Annotated in this window: 17 protein-coding genes; 5 read left to right on the forward strand and 12 right to left on the reverse strand. The window is 66.8% G+C overall.

The window, feature by feature from the left end:
• Positions 1-23: 23 nt before the first annotated feature.
• From NX773_RS14425 to NX773_RS14435, 3 genes are all read right to left on the reverse strand, one after another.
• Positions 24-1,958 (reverse strand): hypothetical protein, encoded by a 1,935-nt coding sequence (locus NX773_RS14425; protein ID WP_258857013.1) that lies wholly within the window; start codon positions 1,956-1,958, stop codon positions 24-26.
• A gap of 242 nt (positions 1,959-2,200) precedes the next feature.
• Positions 2,201-3,976, reverse strand: coding sequence for an ATP-binding response regulator (locus NX773_RS14430; RefSeq protein ID WP_258857014.1), 1,776 nt, complete (start codon positions 3,974-3,976; stop codon positions 2,201-2,203).
• A complete protein-coding gene (locus NX773_RS14435) occupies positions 3,966-4,589 on the reverse strand; it encodes a response regulator (protein WP_258857015.1) in 624 nt (207 codons plus the stop codon). The genes NX773_RS14430 and NX773_RS14435 overlap by 11 nt, the downstream gene beginning before the upstream one ends.
• 222 nt (positions 4,590-4,811) lie before the next feature.
• On the opposite strand from NX773_RS14435, the gene NX773_RS14440 reads away from it, so the two are divergent.
• Positions 4,812-5,297: a DUF305 domain-containing protein gene (locus NX773_RS14440; protein ID WP_258857016.1), complete on the forward strand. Its 486-nt coding sequence runs from the start codon at positions 4,812-4,814 to the stop codon at positions 5,295-5,297.
• On the opposite strand, the gene NX773_RS14445 is transcribed toward NX773_RS14440, so the two are convergent.
• Genes NX773_RS14445 through NX773_RS14465 form a run of 5 tightly spaced genes read right to left on the reverse strand, consistent with a single transcriptional unit; the run spans position 5,294 to position 10,723 of the window.
• Positions 5,294-8,098 (reverse strand): M16 family metallopeptidase, encoded by a 2,805-nt coding sequence (locus tag NX773_RS14445; RefSeq protein ID WP_258857017.1) that lies wholly within the window; start codon positions 8,096-8,098, stop codon positions 5,294-5,296. The genes NX773_RS14440 and NX773_RS14445 overlap by 4 nt on opposite strands.
• A gap of 30 nt (positions 8,099-8,128) precedes the next feature.
• The gene (gene traM, locus NX773_RS14450; protein ID WP_258857018.1) at positions 8,129-8,590 is read right to left on the reverse strand and encodes a conjugal transfer transcriptional regulator TraM; all 462 of its coding nucleotides are present in this window, start codon (positions 8,588-8,590) and stop codon (positions 8,129-8,131) included.
• 6 nt (positions 8,591-8,596) lie between these two features.
• The gene (locus tag NX773_RS14455; RefSeq protein ID WP_258857019.1) at positions 8,597-9,325 is read right to left on the reverse strand and encodes a P-loop NTPase family protein; all 729 of its coding nucleotides are present in this window, start codon (positions 9,323-9,325) and stop codon (positions 8,597-8,599) included.
• A gap of 32 nt (positions 9,326-9,357) precedes the next feature.
• Positions 9,358-10,233 carry a metallophosphoesterase family protein gene (locus NX773_RS14460; RefSeq protein WP_258857020.1) on the reverse strand — a complete coding sequence of 292 codons (876 nt, stop codon included), beginning with the start codon at positions 10,231-10,233 and terminating at the stop codon, positions 9,358-9,360.
• 19 nt (positions 10,234-10,252) lie between these two features.
• The gene (locus NX773_RS14465) at positions 10,253-10,723 is read right to left on the reverse strand and encodes a CinA family protein (protein WP_258857130.1); all 471 of its coding nucleotides are present in this window, start codon (positions 10,721-10,723) and stop codon (positions 10,253-10,255) included.
• Between the two features lie 278 nt (positions 10,724-11,001).
• Between NX773_RS14465 and NX773_RS14470 the strand changes: the two genes are divergently transcribed.
• A complete protein-coding gene (locus NX773_RS14470) occupies positions 11,002-13,044 on the forward strand; it encodes a sensor histidine kinase, YfiR-like protein-associated (RefSeq protein WP_258857021.1) in 2,043 nt (680 codons plus the stop codon).
• Entirely contained in the window at positions 13,041-15,626 is a 2,586-nt protein-coding gene (locus NX773_RS14475; RefSeq protein WP_258857022.1) for an EAL domain-containing protein, read from the forward strand. The genes NX773_RS14470 and NX773_RS14475 overlap by 4 nt, the downstream gene beginning before the upstream one ends.
• An 84-nt stretch (positions 15,627-15,710) precedes the next feature.
• Here the strand turns inward: NX773_RS14475 and thiL are convergent, their stop codons facing one another.
• Complete coding sequence (gene thiL / locus NX773_RS14480; protein WP_258857023.1) at positions 15,711-16,676, reverse strand: thiamine-phosphate kinase; 966 nt, start codon at positions 16,674-16,676, stop codon at positions 15,711-15,713.
• A 132-nt stretch (positions 16,677-16,808) separates the two neighbouring features.
• Here thiL and NX773_RS14485 point away from each other — a divergent pair, with 132 nt between their 5' ends.
• A complete protein-coding gene (locus tag NX773_RS14485; RefSeq protein ID WP_258857024.1) occupies positions 16,809-17,651 on the forward strand; it encodes an NHL repeat-containing protein in 843 nt (280 codons plus the stop codon).
• Here the strand turns inward: NX773_RS14485 and NX773_RS14490 are convergent, their stop codons facing one another.
• From NX773_RS14490 to NX773_RS14500, 3 genes are read right to left on the reverse strand one after another with little or no spacing between them, the layout of a single operon-like run.
• The gene (locus NX773_RS14490; protein ID WP_258857025.1) at positions 17,652-18,818 is read right to left on the reverse strand and encodes an FAD-dependent oxidoreductase; all 1,167 of its coding nucleotides are present in this window, start codon (positions 18,816-18,818) and stop codon (positions 17,652-17,654) included. It lies immediately after the preceding gene.
• Position 18,819: 1 nt separating this feature from the next.
• Positions 18,820-18,984, reverse strand: a complete 165-nt coding sequence (locus tag NX773_RS14495) for a rubredoxin (RefSeq protein WP_258857026.1) — start codon at positions 18,982-18,984, stop codon at positions 18,820-18,822.
• Between the two features lie 37 nt (positions 18,985-19,021).
• Entirely contained in the window at positions 19,022-19,501 is a 480-nt protein-coding gene (locus NX773_RS14500; protein ID WP_258857027.1) for a rubrerythrin family protein, read from the reverse strand.
• Positions 19,502-19,706: 205 nt separating this feature from the next.
• Here NX773_RS14500 and NX773_RS14505 point away from each other — a divergent pair, with 205 nt between their 5' ends.
• Positions 19,707-22,019, forward strand: a complete 2,313-nt coding sequence (locus tag NX773_RS14505) for an NADP-dependent malic enzyme (RefSeq protein ID WP_307728594.1) — start codon at positions 19,707-19,709, stop codon at positions 22,017-22,019.
• Positions 22,020-22,034: the final 15 nt, after the last annotated feature.

Raw genomic sequence — 22,034 nt, forward strand, 5'->3', positions numbered from 1 at the left:
CAGCTACCGGTACCAACCACGCCCTACTTGGGCCGGTAGTCTTCGCCAGGGACCAGCGGACGCACGGCGATCGCCACGCCTTGGGCGCTCGTGTTCGAGTACAGCACGCCGTAGTTCCTTCGGGCGGGATTGAAGCCGACCAGGTAGTACTCGTCGGAAATGGTGATGTCTTCCATGACGGCATTCCAGTCGCCCCAGACCGACGCTGCCGGCCAGCCATATTGGACAGCCATGTCGTAGCCCTGGAGGAAATAGCGCCTGAGCTCGTCATTGTTGATCAGCCGCCAGCCCTGGCGCAGGTAGGCCGGGGAGGCGGGCATCGGCGACTGGTCCGACGCCATCGTGATATGGGCATAGTTCCAGAGGCTGTCCTGGCTGGTCGAGTACCCACGGGCCCATGAATACGCGGTCATCACACTCTTGATCGGTGCTTGCGTGCGCACCATGATGTCGCGCTGCAGGTCCACGGCCGTGTCCTTGGGCAGGAGCTGGGTCGGGTAGAGCGGCAGCTGCGCCAGCTGGCGCTGCTTGAACCCGTTCACCAGGTTCTCGCGTTCATGCTTGTAGGTCGGGTTGCTGTCGTTCGCCGGATAGCGCTTGCTGGCGATCTTGGCATTGCAGCCATCCGCGGACGGGCCGACCGACAGGTACACGTCCACCAGTTTGAACAGCTGGGCCTGCACCGTTTCCCAGTACTTGCGCACCGCATACAGGTCTTGCGAGTCGTCGGCGTTGAACAACAAGCGGTTCACCGTCTTGGCCTGCTTGTACAAGGTGATCAGTGGCGTGGCGCCAGCCTGCAAGCCACGCAGCCTGTTGTCGATCACGTCGCTCGATGGGGAGAACGACCGGTCGATCGTATAGATCTTGCAGACGCTGTTGAGAAAATCGGTGCGCCTTTGCTTATACGATTCGGTGAGCTTGACATCGTCGCTTTCGTTGACAAGCGCCGTCAGCTCCGTGGTGAGCGCCTGCACGGTTTGCAGCAAGGGGCCGAGGGTCGATACGCCATCGTTGTATTGCGCCATCTTCAGGTCCGTTGCGATCCGGCTCGTCACCAACTGCACGTTGCTGAGCTGGGTCTGCATGTCCCTGAGCTGATTCTGGATGGCTCTCAGTTGCTCGTTGATCTGCCCAATCTGCGCGCCGGTCTGGTCCCCAAGGCCGAGTCCCGATAGTGCGGACGATACGGCCATCCCACCCAATTCGTTCAGCGCGCCCTCGACGAGTGCACTGCCGACGTAGGTGGCGATGGCGCCGCTTCCGCTCTGCAGCAACGGGCCGGCCGCGAAGCTGACCGTGGTGGCGGGAGTCGCATCCATGTTGGCGACCAGGGAATCGATGAAACGGTCCATGCCGGCATCACCCATGGCCGCGATAAATTTGCTGTAAGAGAACTCGGGCGTGCTGGCGCTCGATCCTGCGCCCAGGTCGCGGTTCTCCGGCAAACCCAGGAAGCGCCGCACGGCTGCCTCTGCCTTGGGCAAATCCAGCTCCGGATGTGCCGCCAGGTACCGGCTGGCCAGCGTCGTGAGCGGCGTGAGGTAAACCGCCCCGCCGCTGTAGTTGCGCACCTCTGCCGCCATCGTCCCGTTGAGGGGCGTTCCGTCCGGGAGCGTTCCGCCTTTCGACGTGATCCGGTAATTACCGCCTGCCTTCAGCCCCGCTCCCGTGAACATGCCGTTGGCATTGGTGGCGCCGAGCGATTGCGCCGCCGCCGGGTTCGCAGAATCGATGACGCTGGCGCTCGCGTTCTGCATCGGCTGATCGAAGCTGACGAAACCGACGACCGCCGGCTTGGAAACGGCGGTGCCGACCGGGCTGGAGTCTGCGACGTCGCTGCCGCAGGCCTGCAACAAGCCGGCGAGAACGAGCGCACTCGCGGTGGATGCGCGCCGAGGCAATGAATGGAACATGTGAGGCTTTCCCTTTGTTGTGGATGTCGTTACGCGATGCATGCGGCTTGTGCCGCAGTTGCCGCCAGTTCGCGGCGCAAGCTCTCGCGCTCAGACCACCGCGAGGGCATCGGCCTTGGAGCGGCGGAGTATAGCGACGATCTTTACCGGGATAAATAACGCGCGGGACTAGGCAGGACTAGGCCAAGGACTAGTTCCAACGGCGCGCGCCGGGCCACTGGAAACGCCGGGTTGACGGCAGCCCGGCACCGGAAGCAGGCGCCCTGGATATGGGCCAAGTGGCGTTACAGGCCCTGCTCGTGGACCAGCTCCTGCAAGCGGGTGAGTGCAGATTTCAATCGGCCCGGATGTACCGGCTTGTGCAACAAAAAGCACTCGCTGGCGCTGGCTTCCCGCAGTCGCTCCGGTGCCGTGTCTCCTGTCAGGATCAGGGCAGGGATGTGCGATCCAATCGCCTTGCGCACGCGGGCTATCGCCTCGCTTCCCGTGTGCCCTTCTCGCAGCCGGTAATCGGCAATGATCACATCCGGCACAACGCCCTCGCGCTCGATCATGGCCAGCGCTTCCTCGGCGCTTTCGGCGGTCAGCGTTCGACAGCCCCAGCCGCCCAGCACCTCTGCCATCGCGTGGCGGATGACCGCTTCGTCGTCGATGACAAGAACCGACCAGCCTTCCAGCTCGGCAGGGGAATCTTCCTCGTTTGTTTCAAGAAGCCTTGTTCCTTCAGCTGCGAGGGGCGCCTGGACAAAAAAAGCGGTGCCGCGTCCGGGCGCGGAACGAAGCGCCAGGGGATGGTCGAGAATGCGGCAAAGCCGTTCCACGATCGCGAGCCCCAGTCCCAGGCCCTTGCGGCGATCCCGCTCGGGATTCTCGAGCTGGTAAAACTCGCGGAAGATGGCCTGGTGATGTTCTGGCGCGATTCCCTTTCCGGTGTCATAGACGGCGATGGCCACGCCATCCCTTTTGCGCCTTGCCCCAACCAGCACTGCCCCGCGGTCGGTGTAACGGATGGCATTGGTGATGATGTTGCGCAGCACGCGCCCCAACATCTGCGGGTCGCTCAAGATGGCCAGACGGCTCGCGACAAACCCCAGCTCGATGCCCTTTTCCTCGGCCACCGGCCGCAGTTCCCGCTCCAGGCCATCGAACATATCCTGAAGGCGGAGCACGCTGACCTGGGGCTTGAAGAGCCCCGCTTCCAGCTTGGAAATGTCGAGCAGTTCATTGAGCAGTCCCTCCAGCGACTGGGTTGATGCCTGCAGGTGTTCCAGGATCTCGCCGGCCCGTGCCGCGTCTGGTGCGTGCCGCAATGCCTCGACAAACAGGTTCACCGCATGCAGGGGTTGGCGCAGGTCATGGTTGGCGGCAGCCAGGAATTTCGACTTGGCGAGATTGGCTTCCTCCGCCCGCATCCGGGCTTGGTCCGCGGCCTTTTTTTCATCCTGCAATTGCCGCACCAGTCCCTGCTTCTCGATCCGCAATCGAATCGACTCGTCCAACACGCGCGAAACCTGGCGTGCCGATGCCAGGACATTGAAGAGGTACAGTATGCACATCAGCCCCATGATCCAGAAATCCCCGCCCGCCATCAGGTAACTCAATGCAATTGGCAGGCCAGTGGGGATAGCGGCGTATTGGGCGGGACGCCAGGAAGAATAGCTGGCGACCGACCCCGCGGTAATGCCAGCCAGGGTGATGGTGATGAAGATGAGGGCAATCGTCGAATCAGGATTGAAGAACAGTGTTCCGGCCGCTCCCCACGCTGCCCCGGCAAGCATGGTTGCCACCGTCAAGTAGATGTGCCAGGGCCGCGTACCGGTCACCGCCCGGCGCCGGTAGCACACCAGTAAACCCAGTCGGGCGATCACCAGGACAATGATGGCCGCCCACCAGGCGATCAGGGTGTTCCGTTCGGCGACATTCCACAATACCCAGACCAGCCCGGCGGACAGCAATAGGTTAGTAATCAGGGCAAACGATGTATTGCGGAACAGTACCTCGATCTTCTCGGCTTCGAGCTGCCCCTGGAGCGTGGTCGCGGGTATCGGCTTACCGGGCATCGCTTGACAATCCCAGCGCCGCCGCCATACGGGCCGCTTCCACGCGGTTAGCGACGTTCAAGGCATCCAGGATCGCCGCCACATGCACCCGCACCGTGTTGACCCGCATGCCGAGTTGCATGGCGATCTCCTTGTTCGAGTAATCCCTGGCAATCAAGGCCAGGACTTCACGCTGCCGCCCGGTGAGGCTGCGGGACTCGTTCAGGGATGGCGAGTCGCGCAGCACTCCCTGGAGCGGAACATATGTGCCGCCCGCAAGGACCACTTGCAACGCCGCTGTCATCACTTCCGGGCTGGACGACTTGGGAATGAAACCCTGTGCACCCCGTCGCATGCCATCGACAATGAGCCTGGAGTTGTCATTGGCCGACAGCAGCACGATTGGCGTTGTCGGGCAAAGGCTGCGAAGCCGCAGCAAGCCATCCAGTCCGTTCATCCCCGGCAAAGCGAGATCCAGCAGGATGAGGCTAATGTCCGGGTGGACGGATGCCTTGGAGATGGCGTCTTCGCAGTTGTCGGACTCGAGGAACTGATGTTCTCCGGGGAGTTGCTCGAGCAGGAAAAGCAACCCACGCCGATACAGGGCGTGGTCTTCGATCAGCAGGAATTTCAATTGGAATACTTCTGGTTTAACAGGTCGTGGAACAAACGCCGGCGGTGCGCATTACCTATGTTTTTGACAAAGCTTATCATCCAGGCGCAGGCTTCGGTCAGCTTCCCGCCCACCGCAAAGTACGTCATCCAGCTCTGGTATGACAAATGTGGTTTCGCGCACCGACGCGGCAGGACGGGCACGTTATGGTGACACGCACGCCACAGCCTCCCGGAGAAAGCCATGGAACACCACCACGGCCAAGCAGGCGCAATGTCGCCCTACCGCAAGCACGCCTTGATGACCGCCACCTCGACAGTCGTCATGTTCGGGCTCATGTACCTCAACACGTACCAGGCCGACCACATTTTCTTCAGCCAGACCCGTGCCTGGATGGCGGTGGTGATGGGCGCGGTGATGTCTGTCCTGATGCTCGTGTTCATGTGGAAGATGTATCCGGATAAGTCGACGAACCTGATGATCCTGGCCGGCAGCGCGCTGGCCTTCGCCGTCGCGCTGTATCTGGTGCGTAGCCAAAGCACGGTGGATGACGTGTCGTACATGCGCGCGATGATCCCGCACCACTCGATCGCGATCCTGACCAGCAGCCGCGCACGTATCAGCGACCCGCGCGTGCGCAAGCTGGCGGACGGCATCATCGCGACCCAGAAGAAGGAAATCGGCGAGATGAAACAGCTGATCGCCGACCTCGAGGGCCAGCAGCGTTAAGGAAGCGACTGCCCGTCGCTGTCGCGCAGTTCCGGCGCGCCCAGCTTGAGCGCATCGAGCTGCGGCGCGATCTTCGCGCGGTCGCCCACCGCCACCACCACCATTTTTTCTGGCACCAGGTACTTTCGCGCAGCTTGCTGCGCCTGCTGCGCCGTGACGGCCGCGTAACGTGCCGGCAGCTGCTGGTAGTAGTCGGCGGGCAGGCCGAACACGAACAGGTCCGCCAGGCTGGCGCCGATGCTTTCGTTGGTTTCGAACTGTACGGGCAGCGACAGGATCTGCGAGTTGCGGGCGCCAGCCAACTCCGTGCCTGCCATCGGCTCGTCGCGCATGCGCGCCACTTCCTTGAAGATCTCTGACACCGATGGTCCCGTCACGTCCGTTCGCACGCTGCCCGCGATCGAGAACGGGCCGGGCGTGCGGTCGTAGCGGAACTGCGAGAACATGCCGTAGCTGTAGCCCTTCTGTTCGCGCAGGTTGTTGTTGATGCGGCTCGAGAACAGGCCGCCGAGCGCCGCGTTCATCACTTCCAGCGCCGGATAGTCGGGCGTGCTGCGCTCGGCGGCAATCGCGGTCACGCGCAGTGCCGTCTGCGCCGCGCCGGGCTTGTCCACCAGGACGAGGCGCGCGCGCGTGGTCTTTGGCATGCCCGGTGCGCTCGATTGCGATGCCGCGCGCGGCCACGCCGCCAGCTTCGCTTCGGCCAGCGCCTTCAGTTCGTCGCGCGTGATGTCGCCCGCCACCACCAGCGCGGCGTTCGCCGGCGCGTAATGGCTGCGCCAGAAGCCGAGCAGGTCCTCGCGCGTGGCCGTACGGGTCGCCGCTTCGGTGCCGAGCCGACCGTAGCCGTACGGGTGATCGGCGCCGTACAGCGCACCGGCCGCCGCCACTGCGGCCACCGCCTCGGGCTCGTCGCGCTGCTGCACCAGCTCGGCGAGACGGCTGGCGCGCTGCCGTTCCACTTCGGCCGTTGGGAACGCCGGGTTCAGCGCCACGTCGGCCAGCAGGTCGAGCGCCTGCGCGAACTTGGACCGCAGCGAAAACACCGACACGAAGGACGCGTCCGCATTGCTGTCCGTGTGGAGGAAGGCGCCCAGTTGCGCCACCTCGTCCGCGATCTGCGGTGCGCTGCGCGTGGCTGTGCCTTCGTCCAGCATGGCGGCGGTGAAGCTCGCCAGCCCCGGCTCGTCGTCCGGGTTCGCGTCGGTGCCGCTCGCCACCACCAGCCGTGCGGCCACCAGCGGCAGCGCCGGGTTGTACTGGTGGATGACGCTCAAGCCGTTCGCGAGCTGGAACACATCGGCGCGCGGCAGCGTCAAGCGGGGAGCCGGGCCAGCCTTGGGCGCCTTGTAGCGCCACGCCTCGTCGCGGTTGATGCCGGCCGTCGTGGTCTTGCCGGCTTTGGCTGGTGGCGCCGCCACGTCGGGCGGCAGCTGCTGGCGCCCGGGCACGCCCTCGATCACCGCGCGCGTGCCTTGCTGCAGCCAGGCGCGCGCGGCGCGCTGCACATCCTGGGCGCGGACACGGCGCAGGCGCTCCAGATCCTTTTGCAGGTAGCCGGGGTCTCCAAGGTACTGGTTGTAGCGGTTGACCAGGTTCGCCAGGCCATTGTCGCCCAGCTTTTCGATGCTGGCCAGCTTGCGCGTTTCGATGGTGCTCCTCGCACGCTCGACCTCGCGCTCGGACGGGCCGAAGTCGCGCAGCGCCGCCAGTTCGGCGTCCACCGCGTCCTCGATCTCCTTGAGCGTGTGGCCCGGCCGGGCGGTCACGTCGATCACGAAGGTGGAGGTGAGCGCGTAGGAGTTCTGCGCGGCGTTGGCGTCCTGCGCGATCTGGCGCTCGTACACCAGCGACTTGTACAGCCGGCTCGACTTGCCGCCGGCGAGGATCTGCGCCAGCACTTCGAGCTCGGCGTCGCCGTTCTGGTAGGCCGGCGGCGTGAGCCAGCCCATGAACACGCGCGGCAGTTCGATCCGGTCCGGCACCACCACGCGGCGCTCGCGCGTGATCGGCGGCGTGACCACCTTCGGGTGCAGCACCGGCGCGCTGCGCTTGAAGCCGCCGAAGTACTTGCGCACCAGCGCGAGCGTCCTGGCCTTGTCGATGTCGCCGGCGATCACGATGCTGGCGTTGTTCGGTCCGTAGTAGCGGGTGAAGAAAGCGCGCACGTCGGCCAGCCTGGCACTCTGGATGTCGGCGTGCGAGCCCATCACCGAGGCATAGTACGGGTGCTCCTTCGGGAACAGCGTGTGGTACAGCGCCTCCTCGACGATGCCGTAGGGCTGGTTCTCGATGCTCTGGCGCCGCTCGTTGCGCACCACGTCCTGCTGGTTCGACAGCGCCTGCTGGTCCAGCACGTCGAGCAGGTAGCCCATGCGGTCGGCATGCACCCACAGGGCCAGCTCCAGTTGGTTGGACGGCACCGTGTCGTAGTAGTTGGTGCGGTCGAAGTCGGTGCTGCCGTTGCTGTCGGTCGCGCCCGCGCCTTCGAGCAGGCGATCGGCTTCGCCGCGCGGCACGTGCTTCGTCCCGGCGAACATCATGTGCTCGAACAGGTGCGCAAAGCCGGTCAGGCCCGGCGCTTCGTTGGCGGGGCCGACGTGGTACCAGATGTTGACGGCGACGATGGGCAGGCGGTGGTCCTCGACCAGGATCACCTCGAGCCCGTTGGGCAGCACCGTCTTCTGGTAGTCGATGTGGACGGCGGCTGCGGCAGGCGGGGCGGGGGCGTCGGCCGCGGGGGCGGGGCCGCCGAGCGCGGCCAGCAGGGTGGAAACGGCAAACAGCAAGCGTGGCTTCATGTCGCGCTCCAATGCGGCTTGGCGGCCGCGCTAGGGTTTCTGCATCTCGGCCTCGATGGCGCTCCTGGTCTTGCGGTCGAGCTTCTCGACGATCTTCGCCAGCTTCTCGCCCCTGGCGATCGCCGCGGTTTGTTCGGGCGTGAGTTCCTTCGCCTGCACCACGGCAGGCAGTGGCGCGCTGCGCAAGAACAGCGCCTGGCCGGCCAGCACCAGCACGGCCGCGAGCACCGCGGCGCCGCCGGCCAGCATCAGCGCGTGGCGCTTGTCGATGCCGGACGCGGGAGCGGGGGCGGCGACGGCCGGCCGGCCCGGCAGCACCGACAGCTGCGCGGCCAGTTCGTCGCTGGCCTCGTTCAACAGCGCCACGTGGCGCTCGACCGCTTCCTCCAGCACCGCCTCGTTCAGCGCCACCAGCGCGAACACGGGATCGTCGACGTCGATCTTCACGCCGGTCTTTTCGAACACGAGGGTGCGCAGTTTTTGCTGGTCCATGGCGGCTTACCAGTTGACCTTGTCGAGCTGCTCGAACAGGTCGCGGAACACGACCTTGATGCGCTGCTTCTCCATCACGTTGAAGCGGTCGCTCGCGCGCACTTCGTCCAGCGTCAGGCGGCCCATGTTCATCTTTTTGATGTCGGCGCCGAAGGTGTCCGGGTTGCGCGCGGTGAGCACCACCCGGCCGCGCACGCGCGCCGCATGCTCCAGGTAGGTCTGCGATTCGGTGAACACCTTCCCGCTGGGCGAAGCCAGGCGGCCGAAGTGCTCGTTCTCCCACAGCACCAGCGGCACGTGCGTGGCTTTCGCGGTGGCGGCAAAGCCGGTGGCGGTGTCGTGCAGCGTGTCGCCGCCGCCGACGATGGTGTGGATGTAGACCTTGCGCCCGGCTTCCTCCAGCATCGCGAAGCAGTCGTTCTCCAGCAAGTAGGCCATCAGCGGCGTGAAGCTGTTGGCGCCGTTGTCGATCACGCAGTTGCCGTCTTCCTCGAGGATGTCGATCATCAGCGCGTCGAAACGCTTGGGATCGATGGTGCGGGTGTCGGTCATCACCGGCACATGTTTCACGTTCATCGCCTTGTAGCGCGAGAAGGTCGGGTTTTCCTGGTCGGTGTCGAAGCAGCGCAGCGGCTTGTCGTCCTTTTGCGCCAGCCATTGCGCCAGGATGGTCGAGACCAGGGTCTTGCCGATGCCGCCCTTGCCCTGCAAGATGAAGTGAACCGTGTTTTGCATCCAATGCTCCAATCGTTATTCTTCCCCGCCCCCTAGTGGCAGGTGCCGCTGCCGTGGTCCGGCTCCGGGCCCTGTTCCTGCGTGCCGGCCACCGGCATGAACCGCCATTCGTAGCCGCCGTCAAACAGCCGCAGGCGCAGCACGCCGTAGCGGTTGTTCTCGCGGAACTGGCTGTTGGCGACCGGCCACAGGAACGGCGTCGCAAACGCGCCCCCGGTGCCGACCACGAACTGGCGGATGCCCCGCGCCTGGTCCAGGCGGCCATCGGCGTCCTGCGGCGCAAAGCGCTCGTAGTCGTGGTCATGCCCGGACAGCACGAGCTCGGCACCGGCCTTGTACAGCAGGTTCCAGGCGTCGTGCATTACGGCAACATTTCCGTGCCCGCCAGAACTATACAGCGGGTGATGCCAATAGGCGAGCGTGCAGCGGGCCGGATGGGCGGTCAGGTCGTCGCGCAGCCACGCCAGCTGCGCCGCCATGGCCGCGCCGGACAGGTCGCTGTCGAGGGAAACGAGGTGCCAGCCGCCCAGGTCGAAGCTGTAGTAACCGCGTCCTGCGCGTTGGCCGAAATAGTCGAAGTAGGGCTTGCCGCGCGCGGTGGCGTACTCGCGGTTGCCCGGCGCCGGATAGGTGCGGTCACGAAACCGGCCCCAGGTCGGGCCGTAGCAGGCGGTGTATTCCTCGGGCCGGCCGCGCGGGTAGGTGTGGTCGCCCAGCGTGAGCACCACCGCGCCAGGGTCGGCCGCCAGCCCCGCGGCGACCACGGCGGCGGTCTCGGCGGCGCCGGAAAAGCGGGTGTCCGGGTGCGGGCAGCGCGCGATGTCGCCGGCCGCATACACGGTCAGCGCCGGGGCCGCGTGCGCGCCGGCGGCCACGCTGGCCGCGGCGAGCACGAAAGCCAATCTCATCCCGGCGCGGCGCACCGGGTTATTCGATGAAGCGCAGCAGTCCCTGCAGCGCGTGCGCGACGGTCTGCTCGCGCACCGCGTGGCGGTCGCCCGCAAATACCAGCCGTTCGGTGTAGGTGGTGTCGCCGCGCGACCAGCCGAAGCATACCGTGCCCACGGGTTTGCCGGGCACCGCGCCGGTGGGCCCGGCGATGCCGGTGGTCGAGACGGCGACGTCGGCATTGCTGTTGGCCAGCGCCCCTTCGGCCATCGCCGCGGCCACTTCCTCGCTCACCGAGCCGAACTGCGCGATCAGCGCGGCCGGCACGTCCAGCATGCCGGTCTTGGAAGCGTTGGAATAGGTGACGAAACCGGCGTCGAACCAGCCGGTGGACCCGGCGATCTCGGTGATGGCCTGCGCCACGCCGCCGCCGGTGCAGGATTCGGCTGTCGCCAGCATCAGCCGTTTGGCTTCCAGCGCCCGGCCTACCCGGGTGGCCAGGTCGATCATGTCAGTGCTCACATTCGTCTCCTTTGGTCTATGCTGGTCCGGCGCGCACGCCGCGCATAAGGGCCATTCTAGCGCGCAGCGCCGTCAATGGGTGTTGCAAACATTCATGTGCATCCTCCCACATGCCATGGCCGCGTGCCGCGCGTATTGACTAGGATCAGTTGTCGCAAGTGTTCCGTGCGCCATGCCGGGTACGCATGCTGCTATCCTGCAATCGCCTGCACCGAAGGCATTTTCCAACCATCAACCCGACCCGCGATGCCGCACCCAAGTTCTGCATGCCAGCGGCCGGCACGGCTGTGATCCGGCTGCGTTCGATCCGCACCAAGCTGATGGCGGTCGTGATGTCCACCACTCTTGCCGCGACCCTGGTTTCGGTTGGCACCGTGATCGGTTACGACTTGCGCAGCTACCAGCACGCGCTCAAGTCGGACCTGGTGACCCAGGCCGAGCTGCTTGGCCGGATGACCGCCGCCGCGCTCAACTTCGATGATGCGCGGCTGGCGCAGGAGAACCTGGCGCTGCTGCGCGCCCGGCCGCTGGTGCGCGCCGGCGCGATCTACAATGCCGCCGGCAAGCTGGTCGCGTCCTACGTGGCGCCCGGCGAGCCGGCCGAATTCCCGCCCCGTCCCGAGGCCGGCAAGCCGCGCGCGCAGGGCCGCTACCTGGTGCTGGCCGAGCCCATCGTCGACAACGGCGAACTGCTCGGCACGGTGTACTTGCGCGCCGAGAACCGGCTGCTGCAGCGCATCGTCGACTACCTGCTGATCGCGGCCGGCGTCACCCTGCTGGCGCTGGCCACGTCGTGGCTGGTGGTGCGCCGCATCGGGCGCGTGATCACGGCGCCGATCGTGGCCATCACCGGGATCGCGCGCGACGTGGTGGCCACGCGCGACTACTCGCGCCGCGCACAGCGTATCAGCAAGGACGAAGCGGCCGACCTGGCGGACTCGTTCAACGCCATGCTCGGCGAGATCGAGCAGCGCACGCTGGCGCTGGAACGCTCGAACCAGGAGATCGCGCACGAGGCGCAGGAGCGCGCCCGCGCCCAGCAGGAGGTGATGCGGCTGAACGAGGAGCTGGAAGAGCGCGTGCACGAGCGCACTTTGCAGCTGGAGCTGGCCAACCAGGAGCTGGTGCGCGCAATCGAGGAGGCGCGCAAGGCCAACCAGGCCAAGTCCGCGTTCCTGTCGTCGATGAGCCACGAGCTGCGCACGCCGCTCAATGCGATCCTTGGCTTTGCCCAGATCCTGAACTCGGACGCGCTGCCGGCCAGCGACGAGCAAAAGCGCGAGTTCGCCGACCACATCGTCAAGGCCGGGCGCCACCTGCTCACCCTGATCAACGAAATCCTCGACCTGGCCAAGATCGAATCGGGCGCGGTCACGCTGTCGATGGAGCCGGTCGGCATCGACGACGTGCTCGCCGAGTGCCGCAGCATGATCGAGGCGCAGGCGCACAAGCGCGGCATCCGCGTGCTGTTCCCGGACCATACGCTCGCCGTGGTGCGCGCCGACCGCACGCGCCTGAAGCAGGTGCTGCTCAACCTGCTCTCCAACGCGGTCAAGTACAACCGCGAGGGCGGGGCGGTGGTGCTGGCATGCGCGCCGGATCCGTCCGGGCGGCTGCGGCTGTCGGTGCAGGACACCGGCATGGGCCTGCGCCAGGACCAGATCGACGCGCTGTTCCAGCCGTTCAACCGGCTGGGGCAGGAGAACAGTACCCAGGAGGGCACCGGCATCGGCCTGGTCGTCACGCGCCGGCTGGTCGAGCTGATGGGCGGCGAGATCGGCGTGACCAGCAGTCCCGGCGTGGGCAGCGTGTTCTCGATCGCGCTGGCGTCGGCCGCGCCGGCGACGCTGAACGCGCCCGAACCCGCCTGGCAGCCGGCCGCTTCGCACGATGCGTCCGTGGACGCGGCGCACCTGCTGCTGTACGTCGAGGACAACCCGGCCAACCTGAAGCTGGTGGAGGAGCTCGTGCGCCTGCGCGCCGACCTGCGCCTGCTGTCGGCGCCGGATGCGCGGCTGGGGATCGAGCTGGCGCGCGCGCACCATCCCGAACTCATCCTCATGGATATCAACCTGCCCGGCATGAGCGGCGTGGAGGCCTTGCGCGTGCTGCGCGAGACGCCCGATACGGCCGCCATTCCGGTCATTGCGCTGACCGCCAACGCCATGCCACGCGACGTCGAGCGCGGCATGGGCGCCGGGTTTTTCCGCTACCTGACCAAACCGATCGACATCGTCATGTTCAACGAAGCCATCGACCGTACCCTTGAACACGTCCGCGCGCGGCACGCCGGGGAGGGCGCCGCATGATCACGCAGGAAGACATCCGGCGCGCGCGCATCCTGGTGGTGGACGACCAGGCGGTCAACATCCAGCTGCTCGACTACCTGCTCACGACCACCGGCTACGAAAACGTCGACAACTGCAGCGACCCGCGCCAGGTCGCCGACCTGCACCGCGCCAACCACTACGACCTCATCATCCTGGACCTGCACATGCCGGGCATGGATGGCTTCGAGGTGATGGAGCAGCTGGCGCCGATCGAGCAGGGCGCCTGGCTGCCGGTGCTGGTGGTCACGGCCGAGCCGGACAAGAAGCTGGCCGCGCTCAAGGCCGGCGCGCGCGACTTCATCAGCAAGCCGTTCGACACGGTCGAGGTGCTGGCGCGCATCCGCAACCTGCTCGAGGTACGCCTGCTGCATCGCGAGTCGAGCGAGCATGGCGCGCAACTGGAACAGACCGTGCGCGAGCGCACCGCCGAGCTGGCGCGCTTTCGCGGCGCAATGGACGCCACCGCCGATGCGATCTTCCTGATCGACGCGGAGCGCATGGCGATGGTGGACGTCTCGGACGGCGCCTGCCGCATGCTCGGCTTTTCGCGCGAGGCGCTGCTGCGCATCGACCCGGTCGCGCTGGGGCTGGCCACCAGAGAGCAGCTCGAGCGCCTGCTGGCCGATGACGGCACCCCGCGCGAGCACGACGTGGTCGAGACCGACCTGCTGCGCGCCGGCGGTCAGGGCGCGGTGCCGGTGGAGATCGGCTGGCAGCGGCTGGCGGACGGCCACGGCCGCATGCTGATCGCGGTCGCGCGCGACATCAGCGAGCGGCTGCAGGCGCAGCAGCGGCTCAAGCACCTGGCGCATTACGACGGGCTGACCGGCCTGCCCAACCGCAGCCTGTTCTTCCAGAACCTGCGCGATGCAATTGAACTGGCGCGCGACAAGCACTGGCGCGTGGCGGTGCTGTTCATTTCGCTGGACCGCTTCAAGATGATCAACGACTCGCTCGGTCCCGCGCTGGGCGACGAGCTGCTGCGCCAGTTCAGCACGCGCCTGGTGCGCTGCGTGCGCCTGCGCGACACGGTCGGTCGCCTGGGCGGCGACGAATTCGCGCTGATCCTGACCATGGCGCGCGAGCAGCAGGAAGCGGCGCAGGTGGCCAACGAGGTGCGCGAGGCGCTGCGCGCGCCGTTCGACCTGCACGGGCAGCACGCCGCGCTCACCGCCAGCATCGGCATTGCCATGTACCCGGACGACGCCACCGACCCGGGCACCCTGGTGCGCTACGCCGACACCGCGATGGTGCGCGCGCGCGAGGCGGGGCGCGACGGCTACCGCTTCTTCACCGCCGGCATGAACGTGCAGGTGCTGGCGCGGCTCGACCTGGAGCTGGCGCTGCGCGGCGCGCTGGAAGAGGGCCAGTTCGTGCTGCACTACCAGCCCAAGATGGACCTGAACACGGGCCGCGTGTCCGGCGTGGAGGCACTGCTGCGCTGGAACCGCCCTGGCTTCGGGTTGGTGTACCCGGCCGAATTCGTGCCGGTCATGGAAGAGACCGGGCTGGTGGTGCGCGTCGGCGAATGGATCATCGACGAGGCGTGCCGCCAGGTCGCCGAGTGGAACGCGCAGGGCGTGCGCGACCTGAGGGTGGCGGTCAACGTGTCCAGTCGCCAGTTCGTCGAGGGCGACCTGGAGAAGGTGGTGCGGGCCGCGATCGAGCGCCACGGCGTGGAGCCGGGCTTGCTGGAACTGGAGCTGACCGAGAGCGCGCTGATGTCCAACGCCGAGCAGACCATCGAGGTGCTGGCGAGCCTGAAGCTGCTCGGCATCCGGATCGCGATCGACGACTTCGGCACCGGCTACTCCAGCCTTGCCTACCTCAAGCGCTTCCCGATCGACAAGCTCAAGATCGACATCGCCTTTGTCCGCGACATCATCACCAATCCCGACGACGCGGCCATCGCGCAGGCCATCATCAGCATGGCGCATAGCCTGCACATGCTGGTGATCGCGGAAGGGGTCGAGTCGCGCGCGCAGATGGCGTACCTGCGGCGCCACCGCTGCGACGAGATCCAGGGCTTCCATTTCTCGCGCTCGCTGCCGCCCGCCGAGCTGGCGCAGATGGTGCAGGAGAACCGCAGCCAGCCGGATGCGCCAGCCAGTGACGAGCGCAATATGCAGACGCTGCTGGTGGTGGACGACGACGTCAATGTGCTCGCGTCGCTGCACCGCCTGTTCAGGCGCGACAACTACCGCGTGCTGACCGCGTCCTCTCCGGCCGAGGGCTTCGAGCTGCTGGCGCTGCACAACGTGCAGGTGATCCTGTGCGACCAGCGCATGCCGGTGATGAGCGGTACCGAATTCCTCAGCCGGGTCAAGGAGATGTACCCGGACACGATCCGCATCATCCTGTCCGGTTACACCGAAGTGGGCACGGTGCTCGAATCGATCAATCGCGGCGCGATCTACCGCTTCTATACCAAGCCGTGGGACGACGACCAGCTGCGCGACAACGTGCGGCTGGCGTTTCGCCACTACTGGCTGCAGCACGGGCCGTACGACGACCGCAAGGAGCCGCGCACGGGGCCCGGTCCGGCGCCGAGCGAGCGCTGAAAACGTAGGGTGGGCAGGTCTCCTGCCCACGCGTCCAGGCGGCGCATGCGATGGTGGAACGCGTGGGCGGGAGACCCGCCCACCCTACGATGTGAAGTGGTCCCAGCCGGCCAGCCCTAAATCGAGCGACGCCCCGTTCGCATCGACCATGCGCAGCCCCGGCTCTGCCTCGATCCGGCCAACCCGCGTGACCGGCGTGCCAGTCGCGCGACCGGCAGCAACGATCGCCTCGCGCTGCGCCGGCGCCGCGGTAAAGCACAACTCGTAATCGTCGCCTCCGGCCGCCGTGAACCGGCGCCGCAGCGCCACGTCCTGCCGCGCCAATGCCGCCCCGGCGGGCAGCGCGTCCAGGTCGAGCGTGGCGCCGACGCGCGACGCGGCGAGGATGTGCCCAAGGTCGCCGACCAGCCCATCCGAAATGTCGAGCGCCGCGTGCGCAAGCCGCGCCTGCGCGAGCGCGCGCCCGAGCGCCACGCGCGGCACCGGCGTGTGCATGCGCGTGGCCGCCTGCGCCAGGCTGCCCTCGTCCAGCGTCAGCTCGTGGCGGTATGCGGCCAGCGCGAGCCGGGCGTCGCCCAGCGTCCCGGAAATCCAGATGTCGTCGTCCGCGCGCGCGGCGTCGCGCCGCAAGGCGTGGCCCGGTTCGATCTCGCCGAATACCGTGATGCAGATGTTGAGCGGCCCGCGCGTGGTGTCGCCGCCCACCAGTTCGCATCTATGCGCGTCGGCCAGCGCGAACAGTCCTTCGGAGAAGCCGGCCAGCCACTCGCGGTTGGCCTGGGGCAGCGACAGCGCCAGCGTGAACGCCAGCGGGCGCGCGCCCATCGCGGCCAGGTCGGACAGGTTCACTGCAAGGCTCTTGTGACCCAGCTTGCGCGCGTCGGCGCCGGCAAAGAAGTGGCGGTCCTCGACCAGCATGTCGGTGGACACCGCCAACTGCATGCCGGCAGCCGGGGCGAGCAGGGCGCAGTCGTCGCCGATGCCGAGCACGGCACGCCCACCGCTTGCCCGGGTGAAGTATTGCTTGATGAGGTCGAATTCGGAAAGCATGGGTCGATTGTACCTTGGCATCGTCCGCTGTTTCGGCCGAGCACGGTCGTGTCCGCTTGATGGCACGCATGGGCCCGCCGCGCACCGCTCCTAAGATGACGCATGCATCGATCCATTTCGGGGGAGCCGGACATGAAAAACGAATCGGGTTGGCTGACCGGCCAGGCGTCGCCTGCGCCAGGCTTGCCGCGGGTGATACGCGGCTTTCACATCGCGGGTTACGCCTGCGTGCCAGGGCCGGAAAAGTTGACCTTCGCGCCCGACGGCACGCTGTACGTGGGCCAGAGCGGCAGTGTGGACCGGATCCGGCGCGTTCCGCCCGCAGGCGGCACGTCGGCGCCGTTCGGGCCCCCGCAACAGGATCCGGATGCGGTGTTGTTCGATGCGTGCGGCCGCATCAGCCGCGTCAAGCGCTCGGTCCTGGTGGGCGGGAACGGCATCCTCGCGGCGATTTTCCCGGATGGCTCGTCGGCCGTGCTGTTCGATGCCGGCTTCAGCGATGTGGACGACATGAAGTTCGACCGCAGCGGCCGGCTCATCTTTTCGGATGACGCGCCGCAGGTGCTGGCCAGCGCGGGCGGCCCGCCATTCGTGCTGTTCGCAACGCCCAGCCGGCCGGGCAGCATCGCGATCGACCCGGACAGCCGTATCTTCGTGGCCCTGAGCGATGGCACGATCAGGGTGTACAACCGCAGCGGCACACCGGCCGGCACCTTTGCATCCGGTCTGGAAACGGGCCTGAACACCTATATCGTGTTCGGCGAAGGCGCAGGCGGCTTCGGCCGGTTCCTGTACGTGCTGTCCGGCAGCACGCTGCTGCGTTTCAGCGCGAACGGCAAGGGCACCGTCATCGGGACCGGCTTCGATTCCAGGCAGGCGTCCGGGCTCGGCTTCGTGTTCGGCCCGGACCATGCACTGTACGTGTCCGACTTCGACCACGGCCGGGTGCTGCGGATCGCGCGCGGCGAACGCTAGCTACGCGCGCTTGCCCAGCTCGGACAGCAGCTGGCCGCGCAGCGCCGGCGTGTGCTGCGACAGCCCGAAGCCGCGCAGCACGCCGTCCTCGTCGCGAAAGCGCGCCACGATCCGCGCGCCGTCCGCAACGCTGATCCACGCCCCGGGTGTGCCCGGCGGCGGCGGCAGCAGCGCCAGTTTGCAGCTCGGCGTCTTGACGATCACCGCCTCCTGCCGGTGGGCGATGGCCGACGGGGTGCCGGCCAGCGTGGCGGCGATGGCGCGCGCGGCGGCCATCATCGGCGCCACGTACGGCATCACCACGGCGGTCCCGCCCACGCTGTACTCGGCGCAGTCGCCCAGCGCATAGACGCCCGGCGCGCTGGTCTGGCCAAGGCTGTCGACCACGATGCCGCGCCGGGTGACCAGGCCCGCCTGCTGCGCCAGCGCCACCGACGGGCGCAGCCCGACCGCGGACAGCACCACGTCGGCATCCACCACGCCGCCATCGGCCAGTTTCAGTTCGAGCCCGGCGCGGCCGCGCACGACGCTGGTGGCGGTGGTGCCCAGGCGCAGGCCGATCGGCTGCCCGGACCATGAGCGCACCAGCGCATCGGACAGCGTGGGCGCGGCCAGTGCCGACAGCGGGCGCGGGTTCGGGTCCACCAACGTGACCTGGTAGCCCGCGGCGGCCAGGTCTTCGGCAAATTCGCAGCCGATCAGGCCGGCGCCGATGATCGCCACGCGCGCCCCGGGCCCGGCCTGCTCCAGGCGCTCGCGCAGCATGCGGTAGTCGTCCAGGTGGTTGACCGAGAGGACCTCGCCCGCGCCGTCGCCGGCCAGCGGCAGCCGGATCGGGTCGGCGCCAAGGGCCAGCACCAGCTTGCCGTAGGCGAAGCTGCCCTGGTCGGTGTCGATGGTGCGCGTGGCCGGGTCGATGACGTGCACCCGGGTGTGGGTCAGCACTTCGGCCTTGAGCGTGGTGGCCATCGTGGCCGCGTCGTTCGACACGATCCGGGGCACGTCCTTGCCGAGCGCGAAGGCGTTCGACAGCATCGGCTTGGCGTACGCCGCGCCGGCGTCGCCCGCGACCAGCATCAGCGGCGTGGCCTGGTCCAGCTTGCGGAACTCGCGCGCGAGGCTGTAGGCGGCCATGCCCGCGCCGACGATGATGATTGGGGCGTCCATCTCAGATCTCGACCATTTCGAAGTCGGCCTTGGCCACGCCGCAGTCCGGGCATTCCCAGTCGGCCGGGATGTCGTCCCAGCGGGTGCCGGGCGCGATGCCTTCGTCCGGCATGCCGGCCGCTTCGTCATAGATGAAACCGCATACGATGCATTGGTAGGTCTTCATGGTGTTCCTTGTATGTATGTTGAATTCGGGCTGTCGTTCAGGCGGCGTTCAGCTTGTCCAGCGCGGCCTGGTAGTGGTTGGCGTGGCGTTCCTCCACCCTGGCCAGCGCGGCGAAGCGCTTGGCGGCCACTTCGAGCGTGCGCTTGAACTGCCCGGCGTGCTCTTTCGACTCGGCGATCTGCTCGTCGTACTCGGCCACTGCGGCGGCGTTGCCTTCCTCCACGGCCAGGTGGCGGAACTTCGGGTACATCTCGGTGTACTCGTAGGTCTCGCCCTCGATCGCGATTTCGAGCGCCTTGGCAGGGGTGAGCTTGTCCTTCGGGTACAACAGGTCCAGGTGGCCGAATGCGTGCGCCACTTCCTGGTCGGCGGTCGCTTCGAACGCCTCGGCCACTTCGATGGCGCCGGCCGCACGGGCCAGTTTGGCGAAGTAGCGGTATTTGATATGGGCCATCGATTCGCCGGCGAAGGCGGCTTCGAGGTTTTGAATCGTCACGGACTGGGTCTGGGTAGTCATCGCGTTTCTCCTGGTGTGATTTGCTGCGTTAATCGGTATGGAATGAATGATAGAGAACGACGATCAATAAATGAAATTGATTGTTTGGATCGAATCAATAGTTTTTGTTGTTGATGGGCAGTAAGGAAAAATACGTAGGAGTGCGGAGTGCTTTGCCTCTGCTAAAATCAAAGGTCTCCCCGTCAGTTCAGGAAGGCTGCAAAGCATGGATTCGTCATTGGACAAAAAAGAAGAAATACGTCAACAACTGCGTGCTGCAGCGCTCGACTATCACCAGATTCCCCAGCCGGGCAAGATCAGTGTCACGGCGACCAAACAGCTGTTGAACCAGCGCGACCTCGCGCTGGCCTACTCCCCGGGCGTGGCCGCCCCCTGCGAAGAAATCGTCAAGGACCCGGCCGCGTCGTATAAATACACGTCGCGCGGCAACCTGGTGGCGGTGATCAGCAACGGCACCGCGGTGCTGGGCCTGGGTAACATCGGCCCGCTGGCCTCCAAGCCGGTCATGGAAGGCAAGGGCGTACTGTTCAAGAAGTTCGCCAACATCGATGTGTTCGACATCGAGATCAACGAAAACGACCCGGACAAGCTGGTCGACATCATCGCCTCGCTCGAGCCGACCTTCGGCGGCGTGAACCTGGAAGACATCAAGGCGCCCGAGTGCTTCTACATCGAGCGCAAGCTGCGCGAGAAGATGAAGATCCCGGTCTTCCACGACGACCAGCACGGCACCGCGATCATCGTCGGCGCGGCCATCCTCAACGGCCTGAAGGTGGTCGGCAAGGACCTGAAACAGTGCAAGCTGGTGGTTTCGGGCGCGGGCGCCGCGGCGCTGGCCTGCCTGGACCTGCTGGTGGACCTGGGCTTCCCGCTCGAGAACATCTGGGTCACCGACCTGGCCGGCGTGGTGTACAAGGGCCGCGCCGAGCTGATGGACCCGGACAAGGAGCGCTTCGCGCAGCCGACCGACAAGCGTTCGCTGGCCGAGGTCATCCCGGATGCCGACATCTTCCTGGGCCTGTCCGCCGGCGGCGTGCTCAAGCCCGAGATGGTCGCCACCATGGCGCCCAATCCCCTGATCCTGGCGCTGGCCAACCCGACCCCGGAAATCCTGCCGGAAGACGCCAAGGCGGTGCGCAGCGACGCGATCATCGCCACCGGCCGTTCGGACTACCCGAACCAGGTCAACAACGTGCTGTGCTTCCCGTACATGTTCCGCGGCGCACTCGACTGCGGCGCGACCACCATCACGCGCGAGATGGAAATCGCGGTGGTGCACGCGATCGCCGAGCTGGCGCACGCCGAGCAGTCGGACGTGGTGGCCTCGGCCTACGGCATCTCCAACCTGTCGTTCGGTCCGGAATACCTGATCCCGATGCCGTTCGACCCGCGCCTGTTGACCCATATCGCGCCGGCGGTGGCCAAGGCCGCCCAGGACGGCGGCGTGGCCACGCGCCCGATCGCCGACCTGGCCGCCTACGCGCAAAGCCTGGAGCAGCTGGTGTACCGTTCGGGCAGCTTCATGAAGCCGCTGTTCGCGATCGCCAAGAAGGCCCCGCGCGAGCTCAAGCGCATCGTGTTCGCCGAGGGCGAGCAGGAGCGCGTGCTGCGCGCGGTGCAGGTGGTGGTGGACGAAAACCTGGCGCGCCCGATCCTGGTCGGCCGCCCCAGCGTGCTGGAGCAGCGCATCGAACGCTTTGGCCTGCGCCTGAAGGCAGGCAAACACTATGACGTGATCAGCCCCGAGCATGACGAGCGCTACCGCGACTACTGGCAGACCTATTTCGAGATGACCTGCAGGAAGGGCGTGACCCAGGACTGGGCCAAGCTCGAAATGCGGCGCCGCCACACCCTGATCGGCGCGATGTTGGTGCACAAGGGCGACGCCGACGGCATGATCTGCGGCACCATCGGCGCGACCCACCTGCACCTGAATTTCATCGACCAGATCCTGGGCAAGCGCGAGGGCGCCAAGGTGTACGCGGCGGTAAACTTCGTGATCACGCCGGACCGCCAGCTGGCGCTGGTGGACACCCACGTCAACGAGAACCCGACCGCCTGCGAGATCGCCGAGATCACCGTGATGGCCTCGCAGGAGCTGGAACGCCTGGGCATCCGCCCGCGCGTGGCGCTGCTGTCGCACTCGAACTTTGGCTCGGGGAGCAGCGAGTCGGCGCGCAAGATGCGCGAGGCGCTGGCCCTGATCCAGCAGCGCGCGCCCGAGCTGGAGGTGGACGGCGAGATGCACGGCGACACCGCGCTGGACACCAAGCTGCGCCTGACCACCATGCCGAACTCGACCCTCAGGGGCGACGCCAACCTGCTGGTGCTGCCGAACCTGGACTCGGCCAACATCGCCTACAACCTGCTCAAGTCCGCCGCCGGCAACGGCATCGCGGTCGGCCCGGTGCTGCTCGGCTGCGCGCGCCCGGTCCACATCCTCACCCCCTCGGCCACCGTGCGCCGCATCGTCAACATGACCGCGCTGTGCGTGGTCGATGCTGTCACGGGGCGCTGAAGCAGCGTATTTACG

Origin of the sequence: Massilia solisilvae, from assembly GCF_024753215.1 — a bacterium.
GTDB lineage: Bacteria > Pseudomonadota > Gammaproteobacteria > Burkholderiales > Burkholderiaceae_D > Telluria > Telluria solisilvae.

What these genes read in the sequence shown, in the direction of transcription:
- NX773_RS14425 (WP_258857013.1), bottom strand. Translation starts at nt 1,958, where the DNA reads ATGCATCGCGTAACGACATCCACAACAAAGGGAAAGCCTCACATGTTC.
- NX773_RS14430 (WP_258857014.1), bottom strand. Translation starts at nt 3,976, where the DNA reads ATGCCCGGTAAGCCGATACCCGCGACCACGCTCCAGGGGCAGCTCGAA.
- NX773_RS14440 (WP_258857016.1), top strand. Translation starts at nt 4,812, where the DNA reads ATGGAACACCACCACGGCCAAGCAGGCGCAATGTCGCCCTACCGCAAG.
- NX773_RS14445 (WP_258857017.1), bottom strand. Translation starts at nt 8,098, where the DNA reads ATGAAGCCACGCTTGCTGTTTGCCGTTTCCACCCTGCTGGCCGCGCTC.
- traM (WP_258857018.1), bottom strand. Translation starts at nt 8,590, where the DNA reads ATGGACCAGCAAAAACTGCGCACCCTCGTGTTCGAAAAGACCGGCGTG.
- NX773_RS14455 (WP_258857019.1), bottom strand. Translation starts at nt 9,325, where the DNA reads ATGCAAAACACGGTTCACTTCATCTTGCAGGGCAAGGGCGGCATCGGC.
- NX773_RS14460 (WP_258857020.1), bottom strand. Translation starts at nt 10,233, where the DNA reads ATGAGATTGGCTTTCGTGCTCGCCGCGGCCAGCGTGGCCGCCGGCGCG.
- NX773_RS14465 (WP_258857130.1), bottom strand. Translation starts at nt 10,723, where the DNA reads ATGATCGACCTGGCCACCCGGGTAGGCCGGGCGCTGGAAGCCAAACGG.
- NX773_RS14470 (WP_258857021.1), top strand. Translation starts at nt 11,002, where the DNA reads ATGCCAGCGGCCGGCACGGCTGTGATCCGGCTGCGTTCGATCCGCACC.
- NX773_RS14475 (WP_258857022.1), top strand. Translation starts at nt 13,041, where the DNA reads ATGATCACGCAGGAAGACATCCGGCGCGCGCGCATCCTGGTGGTGGAC.
- thiL (WP_258857023.1), bottom strand. Translation starts at nt 16,676, where the DNA reads ATGCTTTCCGAATTCGACCTCATCAAGCAATACTTCACCCGGGCAAGC.
- NX773_RS14485 (WP_258857024.1), top strand. Translation starts at nt 16,809, where the DNA reads ATGAAAAACGAATCGGGTTGGCTGACCGGCCAGGCGTCGCCTGCGCCA.
- NX773_RS14490 (WP_258857025.1), bottom strand. Translation starts at nt 18,818, where the DNA reads ATGGACGCCCCAATCATCATCGTCGGCGCGGGCATGGCCGCCTACAGC.
- NX773_RS14495 (WP_258857026.1), bottom strand. Translation starts at nt 18,984, where the DNA reads ATGAAGACCTACCAATGCATCGTATGCGGTTTCATCTATGACGAAGCG.
- NX773_RS14500 (WP_258857027.1), bottom strand. Translation starts at nt 19,501, where the DNA reads ATGACTACCCAGACCCAGTCCGTGACGATTCAAAACCTCGAAGCCGCC.
- NX773_RS14505 (WP_307728594.1), top strand. Translation starts at nt 19,707, where the DNA reads ATGGATTCGTCATTGGACAAAAAAGAAGAAATACGTCAACAACTGCGT.